Source organism: Spirosoma sp. SC4-14 (genome assembly GCF_037201965.1).
In the GTDB taxonomy this organism is placed as follows: domain Bacteria; phylum Bacteroidota; class Bacteroidia; order Cytophagales; family Spirosomataceae; genus Spirosoma.
Genome location: NZ_CP147518.1, coordinates 6,775,893 through 6,796,029 on the forward strand (window position 1 = coordinate 6,775,893; position 20,137 = coordinate 6,796,029).

Sequence of the window (20,137 nt, forward strand, 5' to 3'; positions counted from 1 at the left end):
TTTTATCCAATACTTGGTCTAAACCGATAATTGTCCAGCGTCCAACCCTCATCTAATTAAACGAATGGCAAATAAGAGCCTCATATCACGAATTCTAAACTCTATTTTTTTCAAACGGGCCAATGTCGGTGCTGTTCGTTATGCCCGTAATTCCCGTAGCCTGTATAACCTGATCCGCGAAGCCCTCGATAAAAGTGGCGGTCTGTCGGGTGCTAATATTGCGGCTTTCCGCGAACAGTTAAACATAGTTACCCGCTTGCTTCGGGCGTATGCGTCGGGCGAGTATCGGCAAATTCCCTGGAAAACGCTGATTCGAATGATTGCTGTGCTGATTTATTTTGTATCACCAATTGACATTCTGCCCGACTTTCTGCCAATTGTTGGTTTATCGGACGATATTGCGTTAATGTTGTGGCTTTTCAGTGGAATAAAAGACGATATTGAAAAGTTTCGGCAGTGGGAAGGTTCGGCAGCCACCATGGCTGAAGACGTTCCGCATCGGGTTAAAACAATAAAGATTGGGTAAGCGCTGGTAAAAGAAAAACGGAAAAAGATCATTAGAGTCGTGTTGGTTCCGCCTTTTCTTTTTGTCGAAACCAGAAGTTTCCCCTGGTTTTACTAGATTGTACGAGAGAGTTTTTTTATTTTTGCATACATTCAAATCCAAAGAATCATGATTTTGGCAAGTGTTTTGGCATTTATGGGTTTGGGCGGTCAGGAAATGGTGTTCATTTTCTTAGCACTGCTCCTGTTGTTCGGCGCTAAGAAAATCCCCGAACTCGCACGCGGCCTTGGAAAAGGTATCAAAGAGTTCAAAGACGCCACGAAAGACGTTCGCGAAAACATCGAAGAAGGTCTGAAAGAGTCGGAGAAATAATTAACTTCATTAATAGACAGACAATCAGGCGATTCCCGTTCGGAACCGGCTGATTGTCTGTTTTTTGCCCCCTAGCCCCCAAAGGGGGAAGTGCTGTCATATTCAGTTTACCTGGGCAGCATTGGACTGCCGAAGCAGCACTTCCCCCTTTGGGGGCTAGGGGGCTGTAAATTGTCCTTCTTGTGACGTTATACCGCAACTTCGCTACTGTTCAGGCCGATCTCAAAAACGGTATTGTTACCTGCCGCCAACTGGTAGAGCAATACCTCGTCCGCATTGATGAACATCGCCACCTTAATGTCTTTACCGAAGTTTATGCCGACGAAGCCCGTAAGCAGGCCGACCGTATCGATCAGAAACTAGCTGCCAGCAATGGCTCGGCAGGGCGGCTGGCGGGTATGGTTATCGGAATTAAAGACGTTTTGAATTATGCCGGACATGGCGTACGGGCCGGAAGCCGCATTCTGGATAACTTCATCGCTCAGTTTACGGCAACGGCAGTTCAGCGCCTTATCGACGAAGATGTGATCATCATTGGCCGTCAGAACTGTGATGAGTTTGCAATGGGTTCGTCCAACGAAAACTCTGCTTTTGGCCCTGTTCGCAATGCCGCCGACCCTAACCGGGTTCCCGGTGGTTCGAGCGGAGGTTCGGCCGTAGCGGTTCAGGCTGGCCTTTGCCTTGCCAGCATTGGTTCCGATACGGGCGGGTCGGTGCGCCAGCCTGCGGCTTTTTGTGGCGTGGTGGGCCTCAAACCAACCTATGGACGTGTAAGCCGCTGGGGATTGATTGCCTATGCCTCTTCTTTCGACTGCATCGGCCCTATTGCCAACACAGCCGAAGATGCGGCTCTCTTACTTGAAATCATGGCTGGCCCCGACGATTTCGACAGTACGGTATCGGCACAGCCGGTTCAGCCTTATTCGCAGGCACAACTGCCCAACCGCCCTCTGCGCATTGCCTATCTGCGCGATGGTGTGGAAAGCGAAGGCATCGAGGCCAGCATCCGCGAAGCTACCCAACGAAAAATCGAAGAGTTAAGAGCCGCGGGCCACACGGTCGAACCAGTCGATCTGTCGCTTCTGAAATACCTGTTACCTACCTACTACATTCTGACAACGGCCGAAGCCTCATCGAACCTTTCCCGATTTGATGGAGTCAGATATGGCTATCGGAATGCATCAGTTACGGACCTTTTGTCGTTGTACAAAAAAAGTCGCACAGAGGGGTTCGGTGCCGAAGTTCGTCGGCGTATTCTGCTGGGCACCTTCGCCCTGAGTGCCAGCTATTATGATGCATATTATACAAAAGCCCAACAGGTTCGTCGGCTGATTCGGGAAGAAACCGAGCGGGTTTTCGACCAGTACGACTTTTTGTTATCTCCTACCACACCAACACCAGCTTTTCGCCTTGGCGAGAAAACAGAAGATCCGCTACAGATGTATCTGGCCGATATTTTTACGGTACAGGCTAATGTAGTAGGGTATCCAGCCATTTCGATACCGAATGGTACCGATAATAATGGATTGCCGATTGGTATACAACTGCTGGCTCCGCCTTTTGCAGAAGGAGCCCTGGTTGCTCTGGCCAAAGCGATGGCCTGATTGATGGGTGAAGTAGCAGGTATGAAATAAGCAGTATAAGGTATGACGTAGGCTATATAGCTAAACCCATACTTCATGTATCATATTTCATACCCAATACCGCTTCATACGTCGTTTTGGTGCGTAACGATTACCTAACCATAAAACTGCATGAACCACTTGAACCGTAGCCTGTTACGAATGGGGCTGTTGAGTGTGGTGATGGGTCTGACAATAACAGCTCATGCCAAGACTACGTTTCAATCCGGGCCAGCCGTGGCCGGTCAACAACAACTCGGAGACAGTACGATTGTAAAGCAAGATACAGTTGCCTTTGTATCGACCGTACCCGACAGTTTGCTGCGGGAGCGGCTAACAACGCTTCAGAAAACCATCCCGCTAAACTACCATAAAGCCGTTCAGGCTTATGTCGATTATTTCACATTCCGCAAAGCCAGTGCCACCAAACTAATGCTGGAGCGGATGCCGCTGTTTTTCCCGCTTTATGAGCGGATGCTTTCCGATTTCAATTTACCTGATGAGCTCAAATACCTGTCTATTGTTGAGTCGGCGCTGAATCCAAGGGCCATTTCCCGCGCAGGGGCAGGCGGTCTCTGGCAGATCATGCCAGGAACCGGACGCGACTTACGGTTATATCAGGACGATTATGTAGATGAACGCATGGACCCGGTAAAGGCAACTGAAGCAGCCTGCAAATACCTCCGCGATCTGTACAACATCTTCGGCGATTGGGAACTGGCAATGGCTGCTTATAACTGCGGCCCTGGTGCCGTTAAACGAGCTATGCGCCGGTCGGGGGGCGATTCGTTTTATACGATTTACGATGCGCTACCCAAAGAAACCCGTGGATATGTACCTCAGTTTGTTGCGTTTACGTATCTGATGAATTTCGCCAACGACCACGGAATCTACGCCGAAACCTACGAATATCCGATTCCGCACGATACCATTCAGGTTTCGGGTTATTTTAACCTTGAAACCTTCGCCCGGCATACGAAAATTGAGCTTGCGGATTTACAAAAAATGAATCCGGCGATTACAACAACCATTCTGCCCGAGTATACCCAACGGTATCCGTTGCGGGTTCCTCGCCAGCAGTTTGCCTATTTGACGGCCCGTCGCAAAGCAATTATGGATTCGTCGAGTCAGATTCCTGCTGCAATGGCGCACGTGTTGCTGGCCAGTACAGAAACCATCCGCTATGGCACCGATTCGGCCGGTAGCTGGTCTGACCTGAATAGCAATCCGCTGGCGCTCATGACGCTGGACGAACCACTCGACACGGAAACCAGACTGGCCATTGCCGAATCAGACCAGGAATCGGACGAGGACATGGAAACGGTTGTTCTGCGTAAGCCTAAGAAACAAACGTATGTTGTGCGCCGTGGCGATAATCTGGGTACCATTGCCGAACGTTTTCATGTAGAGCTTTATGACCTGAAACGCTGGAACCATCTGCGGTCAACACGTATCCAACGCGGACAGAAGTTGGTTATTCTGAAAGAAGTCTCCGAAACGCGCTCAGAGCGGCTTGCCGATCAGGGTACTACTAAAAGTCATAAAAAAGCTGAAGTGGCGGCCAAAACCAAACGCTACAAACCTCGCTATCATTTGGTTCAGGATGGCGATACGCTCTGGAACATTGCCCAGCGCTATGATGGCCTTACGATCGAACGCATCAAAAAGCTGAACCACATGCGCTCTAATTCGCTAAAACCTGGTCAGAAGCTAATTATTTAACAATTACGACAAAGGCCCCGGCAAACAAGCCTGTTTGCCGGGGCCTTTGTCGTAATATGTATTGCCCATGCGCTACCGAATAAGCAATAGTTACACCTCTTCGGTTTGTAGCTGCTTCTCATAGAGCTCACGATAAGCCCCATTGCTGGCCATCAGTTCTTCGTGAGTTCCTTCCTCAATAATCTCTCCTTCATCGAGCATGATGATATAATCGGCCAGCTTTGCCGACGAAACGCGGTGCGAAATAACAACCGATGTCCGATCGGCCATAATACGCTTCAGGTTGTTGAGAATAATATTTTCCGTATTGGTATCTACTGCCGATAAACAGTCGTCCAGAATCAGAATTTTGGGATCGCGGGCAATAGCCCGGGCAATGCTTAGCCGTTGTTTCTGCCCGCCCGAAAGCGTAACACCCCGTTCGCCAACCCGTGTTTCAAATTGCTCAGGGAAGTCGATAATGTTCTGATATAGATCAGCGTCCCGAACGGCCTGCTCTACACGCTCCTGCGGCAGATCGGGTTTCCCAAACCGAACGTTGTTGCTGATCGTTTCTGAAAACAGGAACACATCCTGCGGAACGTAGCCCATCTGCTCCCGAATAGAGGTCAGATGGTAGTCTTTGACCGGAATGTCATCAATTCGCACTTCGCCCGACGAAACATCATACATTCGGGTCAGCAGATTGGCCAGTGTAGTTTTACCGGAACCAGTCGTTCCCAGAATTGCCACAGTTTCGCCCGCCCGAACATGCATCGAGAAGTTTTTAATGGCAACAATTCCTGAATCAGGGTAAACAAACCGAACGTTTTTGAATTCGATCTCACCATTAATTGAATGTCGAATGTTCTTCTGCGAAACAATGTCTGATTTAATAGACAGAAATTCGTTGATGCGCTGTTGCGAAGCGGCCGCCCGTTGTGTCTGGCTTGTTGTCCAGCCGAGCGCCATAACGGGCCAGGTTAACATGTTTACATACAGAATAAATTCCGTTATGTTACCGGGCGTTAACCGCCCTGCCAGAATCTCCTGACCACCAACATACACAACCAATACGTTGCTCAATCCCACCAGAATGGCCACAATTGGAAAAAACAACGAATCAACACGCGTGAGGCTAAGTGACTTGCTACGATACTGATCGCTTTCGGCCTCAAACCGGGTTGCCGAATTATTCTCCTGCACAAAGGCTTTCAGCACTCGAATTCCCGAAAAAGCCTCCTGCACATAGGTCGACAGTTTCGACAGACTACGCTGAATTTCTTCTGACCGACGAATAATAATATTGTTCACCAGATAGATAGCCACCGACAGAATTGGTAATGGCAACAACACATACAACGACAAGCGGGCGTTGATGCTAACCATGTAGGAGATGACCAGAATGAACAATACGATCAGGTTCAGACCATACATAATGCTTGGTCCAACATACATCCGGACTTTACTGACATCTTCGGAAATACGTGCCATCAGATCGCCGGTGCTGTGCTGGCGATAAAAACTCAGTGGTAGTGTCTGATAATGGTCGTAGATCTCATTTTTCAGATCATACTCCACATGGCGCGACATAACAATGAGCGTTTGCCGAACCAGAAACAGAAAGAAACCTTTCAGCAAGGCCATCACCAGTGTCATTATACCAAACAACAACAGGCTGAAGGCAAATACTTCATACAGCGACGACTGCAATGGCGATTTGTCGTAGAGGTAATAAACATCGAGCGTTTCCCGAACCAAATCGAGCGCATAACGAACTAACTGCGCCGGGAAAATGCCAAAAAGATTGGAAATAATCGTGAATATCGTCCCCCAAATCAGATACCATTTATACTTGAGGAGATATTTATTCAGGTAGGAAAGTGCTTTCACAGTACGGCCCAACAACTTTATTTTCGTAACCGTCCGAATCCGGGAAAAGTTGCACCCAGGCCTGAGCCAACGCCAGCAGACTGGCAGAAATTAGCAAAAGGCTTATTTCTGAAAAACGAAGTCAGCGATTTATGGTTTCAGATACCGACAAAGCGGCCAGCGCTACCAATGCAAGCCCAAGCACGCCCGTACCGAGCATAATAGCGGCCATTGCCCAGCCCTTTCCCCGATACCGATCCTGATTTCGTTTGATAGTAGTCATACTGGCAACGCCCAACAGGGTTGTAGCAAGCGGAAGCGTTACACCTAATACCCAGGTAAGCGTACTTCCGCCTATAATAAACAGCGAACTGAACGACAAAATCCCCATGCCCAGTGCCACCAACGCCAGTTTATAGGTTTTCCGATTTCGGCTATGCCGGTCAATCAGCTGCGTTTTTGGGGCTACGTGTGCAACAGGCAACGACCGAAACAACTTACTGAACCGCTGATTATGATAACTATCGGGATTACGGTGTATGCCCGAATTTATGGCAGAGGGTAGTGATGCAGGCTGTTGGGCAGACGGGGTTGCCAGTATGGTAGTAGCCAATGGGCTTGTTGCAGAAAAAGCGGAGCTTTCCGATACGGCAACATTTTGAGCAGGTACTGTATCTGTAGCTACGATAAAACTTGCCGTATTCTGAAGACGATGAAAATTGTTTTGCTGCGGCTGAAAGTAAGCATAACGTGCTGGCCCGCACCCCGACAAAAACCCTAGCAAAGCAATAGCAATAGATACCAAACGGCTATTTTGGCGCCAGAAAACAACAAACATGTAAAGGATCAGTATAGGTTAAGTCATACGGTTTCAACTGGAAAACTACGAATAAAATGATGGCTTTGCAACTCTGCAAAGCCAAATTAACTATTTATCTATAGACAATATAAACTTTAATTTAAATTGTTAGAAACACCAAGATGTAATGCACGATAATTCCAACATTTTACATTCAAACACTCGCTTTTCTGACAGACTACACTCAGGGCTTGGCCATCTGGGCAATAATTCTTAATTTTGCTGAGTTAAAGCAGTTCTTTTTTTTATCGGTAGATATACTAGTTTTATCCGGGATGCTCAACAGGCGACTACTCCGAATAAAGGTCATGCAGGCGCTCTATGCACTTAAGCAGGCCGAATTCTCTAATCAACAATTAGCCCTCGATGGCATTACGGATCTCTTTCAGCCCGATCTGAATTCGATGCAGCCACAGGATAAACGGCAGCTCGAAGGCTACCGACAACTTGCTGGCCTGCTCTTTGAAGAGGCCATTAAAACCAATCAGCCCGCCCAGGACGACGACGCCCCCCAGAAAGTTCTTAAAGCTGCCAACGACGGTTATTTATTTTACCAGGTTCGGGCCAAAAAAGATCGACAGCATTTTTCACAAATGATGCTCAGGCAGGTCAATGGCATTTACGAAGATTATCTGCGGGTACTACTGCTCATGGTCGAACTGGGGCATGCAGCCCGTACTGATCGTGAACGCCAGTACCGCGATGTCGACGAAGTTCCTTTCCCATTCGAATCCGATTTAAACGACAATTCGGTCATTAAAACGTTGGCTGGCCTTCAGGCTCTTCAGAACGAAGCCCTCCGTTACAATGTATCGTGGTCCGACGATTTAGGCTTTGTTCGCAAAGCCCTGCGCGACGTATTGAAAACCGACGAAACCTACCGTGCTTATTGTGCTCAGCGAACCCATACAGCCGATGAAGATCAGACATTGGTACAATATCTGCTCCGAACACTTATATTTAAGCACGAAGTTATTCGCGACCATCTGGCCGAGATCGATTTGAGCTGGGCCGAAAACAGTGAAGTCGTACGTGGTCTGGCCATCCGAACGCTTAAATCGGCGCAAAGCCCAACCGGTTTGCAACTGGAACCTTTAACCGACGATTGGGAAGAAGATGAGTTGTTTTTGAACACACTTTTTCAGAAATCGCTGGAAAATGACAGCGATTACGAACAGTTGCTGGTCGATCAGTTGAAAAACTGGGATGTTGAACGGGTAGCAATGCTCGATAAGATCATTCTTAAACTGGCTGTTTGCGAATTGCTTAACTTTCCAAACATTCCGGTTAAGGTAACGATTAATGAATATATCGAATTGGCAAAAGCATATAGTACGCCTAAAAGCGGTAAATTTGTCAATGGAATACTGGATAACCTCTCCGAAAAGCTACAGGCTTCCGGGCGTTTGCGTAAGAGCGGACGCGGGTTACTGGATAATAAATAGTCTTTAGTTAATTGAGTTTACAGTTTACAGCTCTCAGTATCACCTTGCTGAAGACTAAAACTGAAAACTGAAAACTTTTCTAGAAAATGAGCAGAATTGGCCGTGATTTAACCTTTTTGCTGACCGGAATTGCTACAGGTGCTGCTATCGGATTGCTGTATGCCCCCGATAAGGGGAAAGTTACCCGCGATCGCCTGACGTTTCGTCTATCGAAGTACCGGGAACAGATCGAAAGTATGATTAACGATCTGGTTAACTCCACAGAGCTACCCGAAAATCTGTCGAAAAATGAGGGGCAGCGCGTTGTAAACGATGCCCGCGAAAAAGCAGAACGATTGCTGGAAGATGTCGATCGGTTGATGGCTCAGATCAAGCAACAAAACGCCTAAATGCGTCCAGGTCCACAGTTTACAGGGTTCGGTATTCTTTTTGTCAACAACCGAACCCCATAAACTGTATACTATAAACTCTATAAGCTACCCCATGTATTTGAAGAATTGGCTTTTTGTTCTGGCCGTGGCTGCGGTAAGTTTTGGACAGATTAGCTGCGATAACCGAAAGCAGGGCGAATCGGCAAAGGCTACGGCATCGGGGAAGATGCCTAAAATAACGTTCGAAGAAAAAGGCATTTATGACTTCGGAACCCTTACCGAAGGCGATACCGTTGAGCACACGTTCAAATTCGTCAATACCGGCGAATTTCCGCTGATTATCAACAACATTACGGCATCCTGCGGTTGTACAACTCCCGAATGGCCCCGCGAACCGATAGCTCCCGGCCAGACAAGCTCGATCCGGGTTCGGTTCAACAGCCGGGGAAAAAGTGGTGAACAAAATAAAACGGTTACGATCTTTGCCAATACCGATCCGTCTATGACGGATCTGCAATTCAAAGCTTTGGTGAATCCCAAAGCCGATTCTACCCAAAAATCATAATATAACTACTCCATGTTTTCGATTTTACTCCAGGCTTCGGGCAGTTCCAATACATCTATGCTTTACAACGTACTGTTGTGGGTAGGTATCATTGGTGTCTTTTATTTCTTCATGATTCGTCCGCAGCAGAAAAAGCAGAAAGATCAGAAGAGCTTTGTCGACAATCTCAAAAAAGGCGATAACGTAGTAACGATTGGCGGTCTTCACGGGCGCATTGCATCGGTAGAAGGAACAACCGTTACGCTTGAAGTAGACCGGGGCGTTAAAATGACATTCGAGAAGTCATCGATCTCACGCGAGGCTTCTGCAAAACCCGCCGAATCGGACAAATAAAAGAAAGCCCCGTTGCTGAGCAAAATATTCCAACGCTCAGCAACGGGGCTGCTATACTAATTGTATTGTGACTATTCCGTCAAACAATCGTCCGTTTCAGCCTACAAAGGCTTTCTTATGTCTGGCCGCAGCTACGCTGTTCTGGTTTTTAAACGCACTGAACAAAACCGGATATACGCTAAATATTGAATACCCCATCCGGTTCATCTATAACGACTCGCTGTTTGTACCAACCAAACCCCTGCCCCGTACTGTCCGGGTTAATGTTTCGGGTGATGGCTGGGGGTTACTACGCCATTCCTGGCTTCCGTTTCGGGTCGATCCAATCGACTATACAGTACCGAACCCATTACAGGCCTCCATCATTAACACATCGTCCTTAACAGCGGCCCTGGCCGAACATATCAAGAAATTGCATGTCAATTATGTTGTGGCCGATACGGTCGAAATGGGTTTCGATCGGCGAATGACAAAAACCATTCGGTTGATCCCCGACAGTTTGCATATTAATCTGGCACCTCGCTTTGTTGTTTCCAGTATAATTAACCTCACTCCGCACACCATTCAGGTAGAAGGCCCAGCCCGGTTGGTTCGTGGCCTGTCTGATACGATTATGCTAAGTATTCCCGGCAAACGCATTGCCGATAATTATGACAATGAAGTAGCTATCAACCATTTCCGTCATCCACTACTGCATGTTAGCACCGATCGGGTAGCGGTCAGTTTCGAAGTGGGTGAGTTGCTCTCTCTCCCTTCAACAACTACGTCTCAAAAATAAATAAGACCAGACGAGCTTCTGGTCTTATCCAGGCGATAACCCCAAAAACGGCCATGGCAATTCCCCTTCAAATTGGCGTAACGGGCGGTATAGGCTCGGGCAAAAGTGTGGTTTGTCAAATTTTCAGAACACTTGGCATACCAGTATACATAGCCGACGATCGGGCGAAGTGGCTCACCGAACATGATCCTATTCTAAAGGCCGATATTCTGCGCCTAATGGGTTCTAATGCCTATGATGCTCTTGGCCACTATAATCGGCGCTGGATCGCTTCTCAGATATTCAATGATCCTGTATTGCTACAGCAACTCAATCAGGTTATCCATCCACGTGTTCTGAGCGACACCCAGGCCTGGATTCGGGAACATACCGACAAACCCTATCTGATTAAAGAGGCCGCAATTATGAACGCTGCCGGTCATGGCAATACGCTCGATAAAGTGATTGTTGTTCAGGCTCCTTTGCAACTACGGATCGAGCGAATCCAGAAACGGGACCCCCATCGCTCCGAAGAAGAAATCAGAAACATCATTCACCAGCAAATCAGCGACGACGAGCGCCTGCTCTTGGCCGATTACGTTATCAACAATGATGAGCATCAGTTGCTGATTCCGCAGGTACTGGCCATTCATGACGAATTTTTACGGCAACAGCCGATTAATTCGTGACTTGCCGTAATTTAGGCTATTGCTTTGTCAACAGCCTGATCTGATGAAAAAAAAAGTTCTCTTCCTCGCTGCCTGCCTGGGCAGTTTCTTTCTGGGTGCCTTTAGTACCGACGATGCCCAAAAACCAATAACGACCAGCATGACTGAAGTGGCAGCCCAGTTATTGGGCCTGACGTTCACTGCCGCCGAGCGCGATTCCATGCTCGACAATCTCAATGGGTTTCGAACCGATTATGAAGCGCTCCGCAAAGTTGACCTTCCGAACGACATAGCTCCAGCCTTGTACTTTAATCCGCTTCCGGCCGGTTTCAAACTTCCAGCGGGTGCTTCATCATTTAACGCATCCCCTGTTGGTAAGGTCACTTTACCCGCGAACCGAAACGACCTGGCTTTCTACACCGTTGCGCAACTGGGCGAACTGATTCGAACCCGACAAATTTCATCGGTTGAACTAACCCGGTTTTTCCTTGACCGGCTTAAAACCTATAATTCCAAACTCTTCTGCGTCATAACCCTTACAGAAGAACTGGCACTTAAACAAGCTGCTCGGGCCGATGCCGAACTTCGAGCGGGTAACTATCGCGGTCCACTGCATGGTATTCCCTATGGAGCTAAGGATTTGTTAAGCCAAAAAAATTATAAAACAACCTGGGGAGCAACTCCCTATAAGGAGCAGCAATTGAATCTCGATGCTACCGTTATCCAACGGCTCGACGAAGCAGGGGCCGTTTTATGCGTAAAAACGACACTCGGAGCACTGGCCATGGGCGATGTCTGGTTCGGGGGAAAAACCCGCAATCCCTGGAAGCCCGAAACAGGTTCTAGTGGCTCGTCGGCTGGTACGGCATCGGCTGTTTCAGCGGGTCTGTTGCCGTTCGGGATTGGCACCGAAACGCTGGGGTCTATCGTTTCGCCATCCACCGTTTGCGGCACCACCGGACTGCGACCAACGTTTGGCCGGGTGAGTCGCCACGGTGCCATGGCGCTTAGCTGGAGCATGGATAAAATTGGGCCAATTGCCCGCACAGTAGAAGATTGTGCGCTGGTTTTCAACGCCATATATGGGCCAGATGGTAATGATCTTACTGTGATTGATGCTCCTTTTCAATATAGCCCATTAACTTCACTGAAAGGAATGCGGATTGGCTACGTAAAAAAAGCCTTTGAAAGTAATTATCCTACCAGAATGAACGATTCACTGACGCTCCAAACGCTCCGGCAGTTAGGAGCTGAGTTAGTCCCGTTCGATCTACCAACCAGTGTTCCAGCAAATCATATTTCGTTTTTGCTGGGTGTTGAAGCCGCTGCTGCTTTTGATGAGCTAACCCGGTCGGGCAAAGACGATCTGTTGGTCCGTCAGCTCAAAAGTGCCTGGCCTAACAAATTCCGCTCGTCGCGATTCGTGCCAGCGGTTGAGTATATACAGGCAAATCGTGCCCGGACAAAACTCATCAATGAACTGGACGCAAGACTGAAGGCTGCCAGGATTGATGTTTATGTTAGCCCAGCTTATGCGGGTGGCAACCTAACACTTACAAACTTAACCGGCAACCCTTGCGTGGTATTGCCTAATGGTTTTAACCAGCAGAATACGCCCAGCAGCATTACGTTTATGGGACAATTGTTCGAAGAGGGTAAAGTACTGGCCGTAGCCAAAGCCTATCAGGATGCTACCGACTGGCATAAGAAGCACCCAACCTTGTAAGCAATTAGCCAATAGTCCGCTGCAAACTTTTCCAGAAACAGCCAGTTTACCAGAAAAACGGTAAACAACACAACGTTATGAGAAAAGTGCTGATGTTAGCCAGTTTACTGGCAGTGATTTATGCGTGTTCGCCACGGGTAACTGTCGATAAGAACAACCGGGTCGATTTCAGTAAATACAAAACCTATGCCTGGATGGACTCCGACGTTAAGGCGGGTCAAAACCCTGTTTATTATAACTCGCTAGCCACTGAAAGCGTCGAAAATACGATGAATGGCGTGCTGTCCAATAAAGGACTTCAGGAGGTTAACGCCAACCCTGATCTGCTGATCGGTTACCATTTTTTTGTGGAAGATAAAACCCGTACGGTAGCCGCTCCGTCGTCTCCAATCTATGGTCCATATATGGGTTGGGGCCGCTGGGGATGGCGAGGATGGATGCCTGGCTGGTGGGGCTGGGGTGGCCAGCAATACGTTCAGCAACAGTATAAAGCCGGAACTCTTGTTGTCGACATGGTCGATACCCGCACCCATAAACTGGTATGGCGCGGATCGGTAGAAGATGCCTTGATTGACCCAACCCGCATAACCGCTCACTTAACCCGCGAAGTGCAGCGAATTGTTGAAAAATATCCCGATCAAAAAAGTTAAGTGCACAACTTAAACCCGTGTATGCCTATTACCAACTCAATTGAGTTGGTAATAGGCATACACGGGTTTAAAGAGCAATTGCTGACCTATCAGCCCGAATTCATCAAAACACCGGGCAGGTATAATCTATAATCCCAAACCGACCTAAATACCTCCCCAAGGATGCTTTAAATAAAAAAAACTCTCAAAATAGTTATTTATTCACAATTCACCGTCTAATGAGCTGCACACTTAAACAAATTATACCAATGGCAGTAAATCTCTTAGACTTAGCGAAAGCTTACCTTACAAATACTGTTGTGAATCAGGTGAGTAACCATCTTGGCGAAAGCACAACCCAAACCCAAACAGCGCTAAACAGCGTGCTCCCCGCTGTGCTGGGCGGTATTATTCAGAAAGCATCGGAACCCGGAGGCCCGTCGACAATTATGAACCTGATTGGGCAGCTCACCACACCTAATCGTAACACAGGCGAAGTAATTGGGTCAACAAATGGTGTACTCGGTCAGCTCGACGACCTGATTAATGGCAAAAGTGGCCAGTTTTCCAGCCTCCTTTCTGTTGGCTCAGACCTTGTTTCCAGCCTGTTTGGCAACAAAGCAGCCTCTATTGCCGAAGCCATATCCAGCTTTAGTGGCGTAAAGCAATCGTCGGCATCGTCGCTAATGAGCCTGGTTAGCCCAATCCTGCTAAGTTTAATAGGTAAAAAAATGACTGACGATGGCAGCGGTCCCGTTGGTCTAACCAACTTACTGAATAGCCAGGCCCCTCTTGTTGAGGCTGCTGTTCCATCGGGTTTGGCTTCGCTACTCAGCACTATTCCCGGACTGGGCCTTTTAGGTGGACTGGGTGCCAAACTGTCGAACATGACCTCGGCTGCCAGAGAGTCAACGGCTACTTACAAACCGTCGTCAGTCCCCATTTATAACGACGATGATGACAATCGAGGCAACGGAAATCGCTGGCTACCCTGGCTTTTATTGGCACTTGGCGCATTAGCTCTATTCTTTGTGCTGCGGTCCTGCCAAAAAGATAGTACCACTACAACATCGTCGGCCGAAAACAGCATGGGGGCAACGGTCGATAGTACTGCTTCTGATGTTTCGGCAGCGACCGATAGCCTTGGTAGTGCTGTTGGTGCAGCTATCGATTCTGCCGAACAAGAACTTGCAGAAGCTACCGCCAAACTCGGATCGTTCTTCAAACACAAGTTGCCATCGGGTGTTGAGCTTAACATTCCAGAGCTCGGTATCGAAAATAAGCTGATTCAGTTTATTGAAGACAAGAATAAACCCGTCGATAAAACAACCTGGTTCAACTTCGATCGCTTACTATTCGACACGGGCAAAGCCACGCTTAAGCCATCGTCGCATGAGCAGTTGATCAATATGGTTGAGATTTTAAAAGCTTATCCACAGGTAGACCTTAAATTGGGTGGTTATACCGACAATACTGGTAGCGCTGTAGTCAATAAGAAATTATCGCAGGATCGGGCCGATGCCGTAAAATCCGAACTGGTTAAGCGAGGTATTGCAGCCTCCCGGCTGGATGCAGAAGGTTATGGCCAGGAGCACCCGGTCGCTTCGAATGCAACCGCTGAGGGTCGCGCCCAAAACCGCCGGATTGCCGTGCGCGTGACGAAGAAGTAAGCTTCGCTTACCGTTTATGGTTTAGTGTTTATGGCTACTCTGCTCATTTGGAAACTTCCTGGGCGGAACAACCATAAACACTAAACTTTTTTTTACCACAACTTGTCCGGGTATTTGCCATCGTTATGCAGTTGCTGCAATGCCGCCTGCACAATGGGTTTATCTTCCGGGTACGTGACTCCAAACCACTCTGACCGGCTTCGGAACACTTTACAATGCCCCAGGTCGGTCTGGATCAGATTCGTCATTACGGTCGGAATATAAAATTCGGCCTTAGGCGAGTTGATGTTGGCAATAGCGTAGCTTTCAAACTGGTGCTGCACCAGCGGAAATACCGAAGGCTTAAAACCCCAAAAATTCATGGAAACAGGCGTTTCGGGCGCTAAAGGCGTCAGACCATCAGCTTCTTCATACACAATCCGGCCTTCTTTCTCATAAATTTTTGTCCGTTCGATTACCGTTGTCAGATTGCCGTTTTCGTTTACGGTACATACTCCCCGCGATACCGAACCGTTTTCTGATAAGGTTTTCTTCACCTCATAGCCAACCATTGCCTGCAGTTGGTCGTCAGTATCGTTTTTCAGGAAATCGCCGATTAACTGAAAAGCCTCGAAGCCGTAGAAATCATCGGCATTGATCACAGCAAAAGGCGTTTTTGTATGATCTTTGGCGCAAAGCATGGCATGGCCCGTTCCCCAGGGTTTCGACCGACGCACCTCGCCCGCTTCTTCAGGTACATAGGAATCCAGCCGCTGAATGGCATAATCAACGTCTATTTTACCGGCTAATTTCTCGCCAAATACGTCGTCAAAATCGGCACGTAGTTCTTCACGAATAATAAACACTACTTTGCCAAAACCAGCCCGAATAGCATCAAAGAGCGAATAGTCGATAATGGTCTCACCATTGGGTCCAAACTTATCGAGTTGTTTTACGCCACCATAACGGCTACCCATACCAGCCGCCAGGATTAAAAGGGTAGGTTGCATTCTTCTTAAGTTATTAGTCAGTAGTTAATTCTCTTCAGTCGGTTCCAAAATTAGGTAAAAGGTTTTCGGCTACCTATACAAAGGACTTCTACATTTATTTTATCCATCCAATCAACTTATAAGAAAATTTTTTCTAAACAATATGCAATTTATGTTGTTTAGTAGTATAATTGTATGTAAAACAATAGTTGTTTAGACAATTATAATTCTTCATCAATAAAAACACGATCAATCCGGGTCGGTATCAACAGCATAACCGGTTCGTTTGGTTGTCTGAGGATTATGCCATTCTATTATTCACTTGGTCGCATTCCGCAGAAACGGCATACTCAATTCGAGAAGCCAGATGCCGCAGGGCTGTATTATGAGCAGTTGTTTGGTACCATTGGTTTTGAGGGAATGTCGTCGTTGTTATACCATGTTCACCGCCCAACAATGGTACGCGAAGTGCGCGAAAGCGTGGACATGAGCCCCAAAATTGCCGTCGATAAAAATATGCTGTCGCGGAAACTCATTGGCTTTTCGATACCGACCGCCAACGACTATCTGACGAGCCGGATACCCCTACTGGTCAATAACGACTTGATTTTTGGGCTTGCGGCCCCACAGCAATCGCTATCCAACTATTTTTATAAGAATGCCGATTCCGATGAAATGCTGTTTATTCACCGCGGGTCGGGTCGGCTACGAACCCTGTTTGGAACAATACCATTCCAATATGGCGACTATCTGATTATTCCGCGTGGAACTATTTACCAGATCGAATTCGATTCTACCGACAATCGGCTGCTGTATGTTGAGTCGCACTCGCCAATTTATACGCCCAGGCGGTATCGGAATCAGTTTGGTCAGTTGCTGGAACACTCGCCTTATTGCGAACGCGACATCATCCGGCCCGGCTCACTGGAAACGCATGACGAAACCGGTGATTTCCTGATCAAAATTAAAAAACAGGGCGCTCTGCATTCGCTGGTTTATGCCAGCCATCCGTTCGATGTAGTGGGCTGGGACGGATACAACTTTCCGTATGGCTTCTCGATTTTCAATTTTGAACCCATAACGGGCCGCGTCCATCAGCCACCACCCGTCCACCAAACCTTCCAGACCGATTCGTTTGTCGTCTGTTCGTTTGTGCCCCGCTTGTTCGATTATCACCCAAAGGCTATTCCTGCCCCTTATAACCACTCGAATATCGACTCCGACGAGGTCATATATTATGTCGACGGTGATTTTATGTCGCGCAATGATATTGCCGCCGGGCATATTACCCTGCATCCCGGCGGTATTCCACACGGCCCGGCACCGGGTGCAATGGAGCGCAGCATTGGCAAAAAAGAAACGCAGGAGTACGCTGTCATGGTCGATACGTTTCGTCCGCTGATGCTAACCGAACAGGCTTTGCAGATTGACGACGGCAACTACTACAAATCGTGGTTAGCGTTGTAACGATCAGCGTTCACCTTATCAACAAACAACAATGGAAGCAATAGAAACCCTGGAAGATCAACCAACGGCCTCAGAGCAGGCCGATTTTTTGCCACTCAACGGTACTGATTATATTGAACTGTATGTTGGCAATGCCCGACAGGCCGCCCACTATTACCAGACAGCCTTTGGTTTTCAGCCGATCGCTCACGCTGGCTTGGCTACTGGCCTGAAAGACCGGGAGTCCTATGTATTGAAACAGGGGAAAATCCGGATTGTGCTTACCTCTCCCCTGCACAGCGACACAGACATTGGGCGGCATATCGATCGGCATGGCGATGGCGTACGGGTTGTAGCTTTATGGGTCAATGATGCCGCCCGCGCCTTCTACGAAACAGTTCGGCGCGGTGCCACGCCGTTTATTGAACCGACCTATGAGCACGATGAACATGGCTATGTGGTCCGCTCAGGCATATGCACTTATGGCGACACAGTTCATGTATTTGTTGAGCGAGAAGCCTACGACGGTGTGTTTTTGCCAGGCTACGCGCCCTGGACACCCGATTATCAACCTACCGATGTCGGGTTAAAATACATCGATCATATGGTTGGCAATGTAGGCTGGCATGAAATGAACATCTGGATGAATTTTTACCACGATGTAATGGGTTTTCAGCAACTGGTTTCGTTTGACGATAAAGATATTTCGACTGAGTATACGGCGCTAATGAGTAAGGTGATGAGCAACGGCAACGGTCGTGTAAAATTCCCGATCAATGAACCGGCCGAAGGAAAGAAAAAATCGCAGATCGAAGAATACCTCGATTTCTACGGCGGCCCCGGCGTTCAGCATATTGCCGTAGCTACCGATCATATTGTTGAAACTGTTCTGGCGCTGCGCGATCGGGGTGTCGAATTTCTGAGTGTACCCGAAACCTATTACGACCAGCTTGCCGAACGGGTTGGCGCAATCGATGAGTCCATTGATCAATTGCGCCAACTAGGCATTCTGGTCGACCGCGACGACGAAGGCTATCTGCTTCAGATTTTCACCAAACCGGTTTGCCCTCGTCCTACTCTCTTCTTCGAAATTATTCAGCGGAAGGGAGCCCGCTCGTTCGGGAAAGGTAATTTCAAAGCCCTGTTCGAAGCCATCGAACGGGAACAGGCATTAAGGGGAACACTTTAATTAATGATTGAATTACGCTCCGCCGTTGCGGTTGAATTAGGGGTCTCTTGACTGGATGAATCTTCAGGCGAAGCTTATTCAATCACTCATTTGCCATGAACCAATCTTATTCACAATATACAGCCGACGACCAGGCCGTTTGGCAACTTCTGTTCGAACGGCAGATGGCACAATTACCGGGGAAAGCCAGCCAGGCGTATCTCGACGGGATTGTGGCAACCGGCTTTCGGGCCGATCGGATTCCTGATTTTGAACGGGATTTAAATCCGCGTTTGCAGCAACTGACGGGCTGGCGGGTTTCGGCCGTTGAAGGATTGATTCCCAATCGGGCGTTTTTTGATCTGATGGCCAACCGAAACTTTCCGGCAACAACCTGGCTTCGTCGGCGCAATCAACTCGATTATTTGCCCGAACCCGATATGTTTCATGATACCTTCGGGCATGTTCCGATGCTGTCGAATCAGGCATTCTGTGACTTTCTGGCATCGCTCAGCCGAATTGCGCTTCGTTTTGTTGATCACGAACCAGCCATTGACATGATTTCGCGGTTGTATTGGTATACGGTCGAATTCGGTCTGATTGAAGAATCTGAAGAATTACGGATCTATGGTGGCGGAATTTTGTCGTCGGTTGGCGAAACAACCTACAGTCTGTATAGCCCACATCCGCGTCGGTTGCCTTATAATGTAAGCAAACTCCTGCAAACGCCCTATGTAATCGATCATTTTCAGGAGCAATATTTCGTCATTCAATCGTTCGAGCAACTGTATCATTCCGTACCCGAAATTGAAGCAACTCTGGAAGAACTACTAACAGAACTCTGGCATGATTAAAGTGCATCGCTTCTTCTCAGAAGCTTATTCTGTCGGATGGCCGAAGCAACCGTGCCACAGTTCTGTTAACAATGGCCACAAATAGCCATAGTTTATTAATTTTAGTGCTCCCAACCTACATCGGAGCAGCCAAACGCTCCCCTCAGCCGCTGGGAGGTTTCTATGACGCATCCTTCAGATACACGGGCCTACTTCTTTAAGATTGATACGACTATCAAAAAAATTCGCAATGCGCTTCAGAAGCAATTTAACGATGCCGACTTTGGACTAACTGTAGATCAATGGGTTGTTATCGATCACCTCTACCGAAATCCGGGCATCAGCCAGAATACCATTTCGGAAATGACAACTAAAGATGCACCAACGGTTACGCGAATCATTGATTTGCTTTCGCAAAAAGGGTTGGCCGAACGCCGAATGGCCGATAACGACCGCCGGAAATTTCTGGTGTATCTGACCGAAGCAGGCGAAGCAAAACATCAGGAAGTACTCCCAATCGTGTCGGCCATGCGTCGCAAAGGCTGGGGCGATCTAAGCGAAGAAGATTATCAACATTTTGTCAGGATAATGGATTCTATCTACAGCAATATCAGCGAGTAGTAGCCC

20 protein-coding genes are annotated in these 20,137 nt (G+C 47.9%); 17 read left to right on the top strand and 3 right to left on the bottom strand.

Going from position 1 to position 20,137, the window contains the following annotated elements:
* The first annotated feature begins 64 nt into the window (after positions 1-64).
* The 4 genes from WBJ53_RS27930 (at position 65) to WBJ53_RS27945 (ending at position 4,221) form a co-directional block, all read left to right on the top strand.
* Complete coding sequence (locus WBJ53_RS27930; protein ID WP_338872429.1) at positions 65-526, top strand: YkvA family protein; 462 nt, start codon at positions 65-67, stop codon at positions 524-526.
* A gap of 147 nt (positions 527-673) precedes the next feature.
* Positions 674-877, top strand: a complete 204-nt coding sequence (locus tag WBJ53_RS27935) for a twin-arginine translocase TatA/TatE family subunit (RefSeq protein WP_163952094.1) — start codon at positions 674-676, stop codon at positions 875-877.
* A 182-nt stretch (positions 878-1,059) separates the two neighbouring features.
* A complete protein-coding gene (gene gatA / locus WBJ53_RS27940; RefSeq protein ID WP_338872433.1) occupies positions 1,060-2,481 on the top strand; it encodes an Asp-tRNA(Asn)/Glu-tRNA(Gln) amidotransferase subunit GatA in 1,422 nt (473 codons plus the stop codon).
* 150 nt (positions 2,482-2,631) lie between these two features.
* Entirely contained in the window at positions 2,632-4,221 is a 1,590-nt protein-coding gene (locus WBJ53_RS27945; RefSeq protein ID WP_338872435.1) for a LysM peptidoglycan-binding domain-containing protein, read from the top strand.
* Between the two features lie 90 nt (positions 4,222-4,311).
* Here WBJ53_RS27945 and WBJ53_RS27950 read toward each other — a convergent pair whose 3' ends face one another.
* Positions 4,312-6,093, bottom strand: a complete 1,782-nt coding sequence (locus WBJ53_RS27950; RefSeq protein ID WP_338872437.1) for an ABC transporter ATP-binding protein — start codon at positions 6,091-6,093, stop codon at positions 4,312-4,314.
* A gap of 121 nt (positions 6,094-6,214) precedes the next feature.
* Positions 6,215-6,910: a hypothetical protein gene (locus tag WBJ53_RS27955; protein WP_338872439.1), complete on the bottom strand. Its 696-nt coding sequence runs from the start codon at positions 6,908-6,910 to the stop codon at positions 6,215-6,217.
* 329 nt (positions 6,911-7,239) lie between these two features.
* Here WBJ53_RS27955 and nusB point away from each other — a divergent pair, with 329 nt between their 5' ends.
* From nusB to WBJ53_RS28000, 9 genes are all read left to right on the top strand, one after another.
* On the top strand, positions 7,240-8,376 hold the full coding sequence (gene nusB / locus WBJ53_RS27960) for a transcription antitermination factor NusB (RefSeq protein ID WP_338872441.1): 1,137 nt from the start codon (positions 7,240-7,242) through the stop codon (positions 8,374-8,376).
* A gap of 86 nt (positions 8,377-8,462) precedes the next feature.
* The gene (locus WBJ53_RS27965) at positions 8,463-8,765 is read left to right on the top strand and encodes a YtxH domain-containing protein (RefSeq protein WP_338872443.1); all 303 of its coding nucleotides are present in this window, start codon (positions 8,463-8,465) and stop codon (positions 8,763-8,765) included.
* A gap of 94 nt (positions 8,766-8,859) precedes the next feature.
* Positions 8,860-9,312: a DUF1573 domain-containing protein gene (locus WBJ53_RS27970; RefSeq protein WP_338872445.1), complete on the top strand. Its 453-nt coding sequence runs from the start codon at positions 8,860-8,862 to the stop codon at positions 9,310-9,312.
* Positions 9,313-9,324: 12 nt separating this feature from the next.
* A complete protein-coding gene (gene yajC / locus WBJ53_RS27975) occupies positions 9,325-9,645 on the top strand; it encodes a preprotein translocase subunit YajC (RefSeq protein WP_338872447.1) in 321 nt (106 codons plus the stop codon).
* Positions 9,646-9,712: 67 nt separating this feature from the next.
* On the top strand, positions 9,713-10,423 hold the full coding sequence (locus WBJ53_RS27980; protein WP_338872449.1) for a hypothetical protein: 711 nt from the start codon (positions 9,713-9,715) through the stop codon (positions 10,421-10,423).
* Positions 10,424-10,476: 53 nt separating this feature from the next.
* Positions 10,477-11,091 (top strand): dephospho-CoA kinase, encoded by a 615-nt coding sequence (coaE, locus tag WBJ53_RS27985; RefSeq protein ID WP_338872451.1) that lies wholly within the window; start codon positions 10,477-10,479, stop codon positions 11,089-11,091.
* A 43-nt stretch (positions 11,092-11,134) separates the two neighbouring features.
* Positions 11,135-12,796, top strand: coding sequence for an amidase (locus WBJ53_RS27990; RefSeq protein ID WP_338872453.1), 1,662 nt, complete (start codon positions 11,135-11,137; stop codon positions 12,794-12,796).
* A gap of 77 nt (positions 12,797-12,873) precedes the next feature.
* A complete protein-coding gene (locus tag WBJ53_RS27995) occupies positions 12,874-13,446 on the top strand; it encodes a DUF4136 domain-containing protein (RefSeq protein ID WP_338872455.1) in 573 nt (190 codons plus the stop codon).
* 248 nt (positions 13,447-13,694) lie between these two features.
* On the top strand, positions 13,695-15,095 hold the full coding sequence (locus tag WBJ53_RS28000) for an OmpA family protein (protein ID WP_338872457.1): 1,401 nt from the start codon (positions 13,695-13,697) through the stop codon (positions 15,093-15,095).
* A gap of 92 nt (positions 15,096-15,187) precedes the next feature.
* Here WBJ53_RS28000 and WBJ53_RS28005 read toward each other — a convergent pair whose 3' ends face one another.
* The gene (locus tag WBJ53_RS28005; RefSeq protein ID WP_338872459.1) at positions 15,188-16,084 is read right to left on the bottom strand and encodes a sugar phosphate nucleotidyltransferase; all 897 of its coding nucleotides are present in this window, start codon (positions 16,082-16,084) and stop codon (positions 15,188-15,190) included.
* A 282-nt stretch (positions 16,085-16,366) separates the two neighbouring features.
* Here WBJ53_RS28005 and WBJ53_RS28010 point away from each other — a divergent pair, with 282 nt between their 5' ends.
* The 4 genes from WBJ53_RS28010 (at position 16,367) to WBJ53_RS28025 (ending at position 20,131) form a co-directional block, all read left to right on the top strand.
* A complete protein-coding gene (locus WBJ53_RS28010; RefSeq protein ID WP_338872461.1) occupies positions 16,367-17,530 on the top strand; it encodes a homogentisate 1,2-dioxygenase in 1,164 nt (387 codons plus the stop codon).
* A 31-nt stretch (positions 17,531-17,561) separates the two neighbouring features.
* A complete protein-coding gene (hppD, locus tag WBJ53_RS28015; RefSeq protein WP_338872463.1) occupies positions 17,562-18,698 on the top strand; it encodes a 4-hydroxyphenylpyruvate dioxygenase in 1,137 nt (378 codons plus the stop codon).
* Between the two features lie 95 nt (positions 18,699-18,793).
* Positions 18,794-19,531 (top strand): phenylalanine 4-monooxygenase, encoded by a 738-nt coding sequence (phhA, locus tag WBJ53_RS28020; RefSeq protein ID WP_338872465.1) that lies wholly within the window; start codon positions 18,794-18,796, stop codon positions 19,529-19,531.
* Positions 19,532-19,693: 162 nt separating this feature from the next.
* Positions 19,694-20,131 carry a MarR family winged helix-turn-helix transcriptional regulator gene (locus WBJ53_RS28025; RefSeq protein WP_338872467.1) on the top strand — a complete coding sequence of 146 codons (438 nt, stop codon included), beginning with the start codon at positions 19,694-19,696 and terminating at the stop codon, positions 20,129-20,131.
* Positions 20,132-20,137 lie beyond the last annotated feature (6 nt).

What these genes read in the sequence shown, in the direction of transcription:
- WBJ53_RS27930 (WP_338872429.1), top strand. Translation starts at nt 65, where the DNA reads ATGGCAAATAAGAGCCTCATATCACGAATTCTAAACTCTATTTTTTTC.
- WBJ53_RS27935 (WP_163952094.1), top strand. Translation starts at nt 674, where the DNA reads ATGATTTTGGCAAGTGTTTTGGCATTTATGGGTTTGGGCGGTCAGGAA.
- WBJ53_RS27945 (WP_338872435.1), top strand. Translation starts at nt 2,632, where the DNA reads ATGAACCACTTGAACCGTAGCCTGTTACGAATGGGGCTGTTGAGTGTG.
- WBJ53_RS27955 (WP_338872439.1), bottom strand. Translation starts at nt 6,910, where the DNA reads ATGTTTGTTGTTTTCTGGCGCCAAAATAGCCGTTTGGTATCTATTGCT.
- nusB (WP_338872441.1), top strand. Translation starts at nt 7,240, where the DNA reads ATGCAGGCGCTCTATGCACTTAAGCAGGCCGAATTCTCTAATCAACAA.
- WBJ53_RS27965 (WP_338872443.1), top strand. Translation starts at nt 8,463, where the DNA reads ATGAGCAGAATTGGCCGTGATTTAACCTTTTTGCTGACCGGAATTGCT.
- WBJ53_RS27970 (WP_338872445.1), top strand. Translation starts at nt 8,860, where the DNA reads ATGTATTTGAAGAATTGGCTTTTTGTTCTGGCCGTGGCTGCGGTAAGT.
- yajC (WP_338872447.1), top strand. Translation starts at nt 9,325, where the DNA reads ATGTTTTCGATTTTACTCCAGGCTTCGGGCAGTTCCAATACATCTATG.
- coaE (WP_338872451.1), top strand. Translation starts at nt 10,477, where the DNA reads ATGGCAATTCCCCTTCAAATTGGCGTAACGGGCGGTATAGGCTCGGGC.
- WBJ53_RS27990 (WP_338872453.1), top strand. Translation starts at nt 11,135, where the DNA reads ATGAAAAAAAAAGTTCTCTTCCTCGCTGCCTGCCTGGGCAGTTTCTTT.
- WBJ53_RS27995 (WP_338872455.1), top strand. Translation starts at nt 12,874, where the DNA reads ATGAGAAAAGTGCTGATGTTAGCCAGTTTACTGGCAGTGATTTATGCG.
- WBJ53_RS28000 (WP_338872457.1), top strand. Translation starts at nt 13,695, where the DNA reads ATGGCAGTAAATCTCTTAGACTTAGCGAAAGCTTACCTTACAAATACT.
- WBJ53_RS28005 (WP_338872459.1), bottom strand. Translation starts at nt 16,084, where the DNA reads ATGCAACCTACCCTTTTAATCCTGGCGGCTGGTATGGGTAGCCGTTAT.
- WBJ53_RS28010 (WP_338872461.1), top strand. Translation starts at nt 16,367, where the DNA reads ATGCCATTCTATTATTCACTTGGTCGCATTCCGCAGAAACGGCATACT.
- hppD (WP_338872463.1), top strand. Translation starts at nt 17,562, where the DNA reads ATGGAAGCAATAGAAACCCTGGAAGATCAACCAACGGCCTCAGAGCAG.
- phhA (WP_338872465.1), top strand. Translation starts at nt 18,794, where the DNA reads ATGAACCAATCTTATTCACAATATACAGCCGACGACCAGGCCGTTTGG.
- WBJ53_RS28025 (WP_338872467.1), top strand. Translation starts at nt 19,694, where the DNA reads ATGACGCATCCTTCAGATACACGGGCCTACTTCTTTAAGATTGATACG.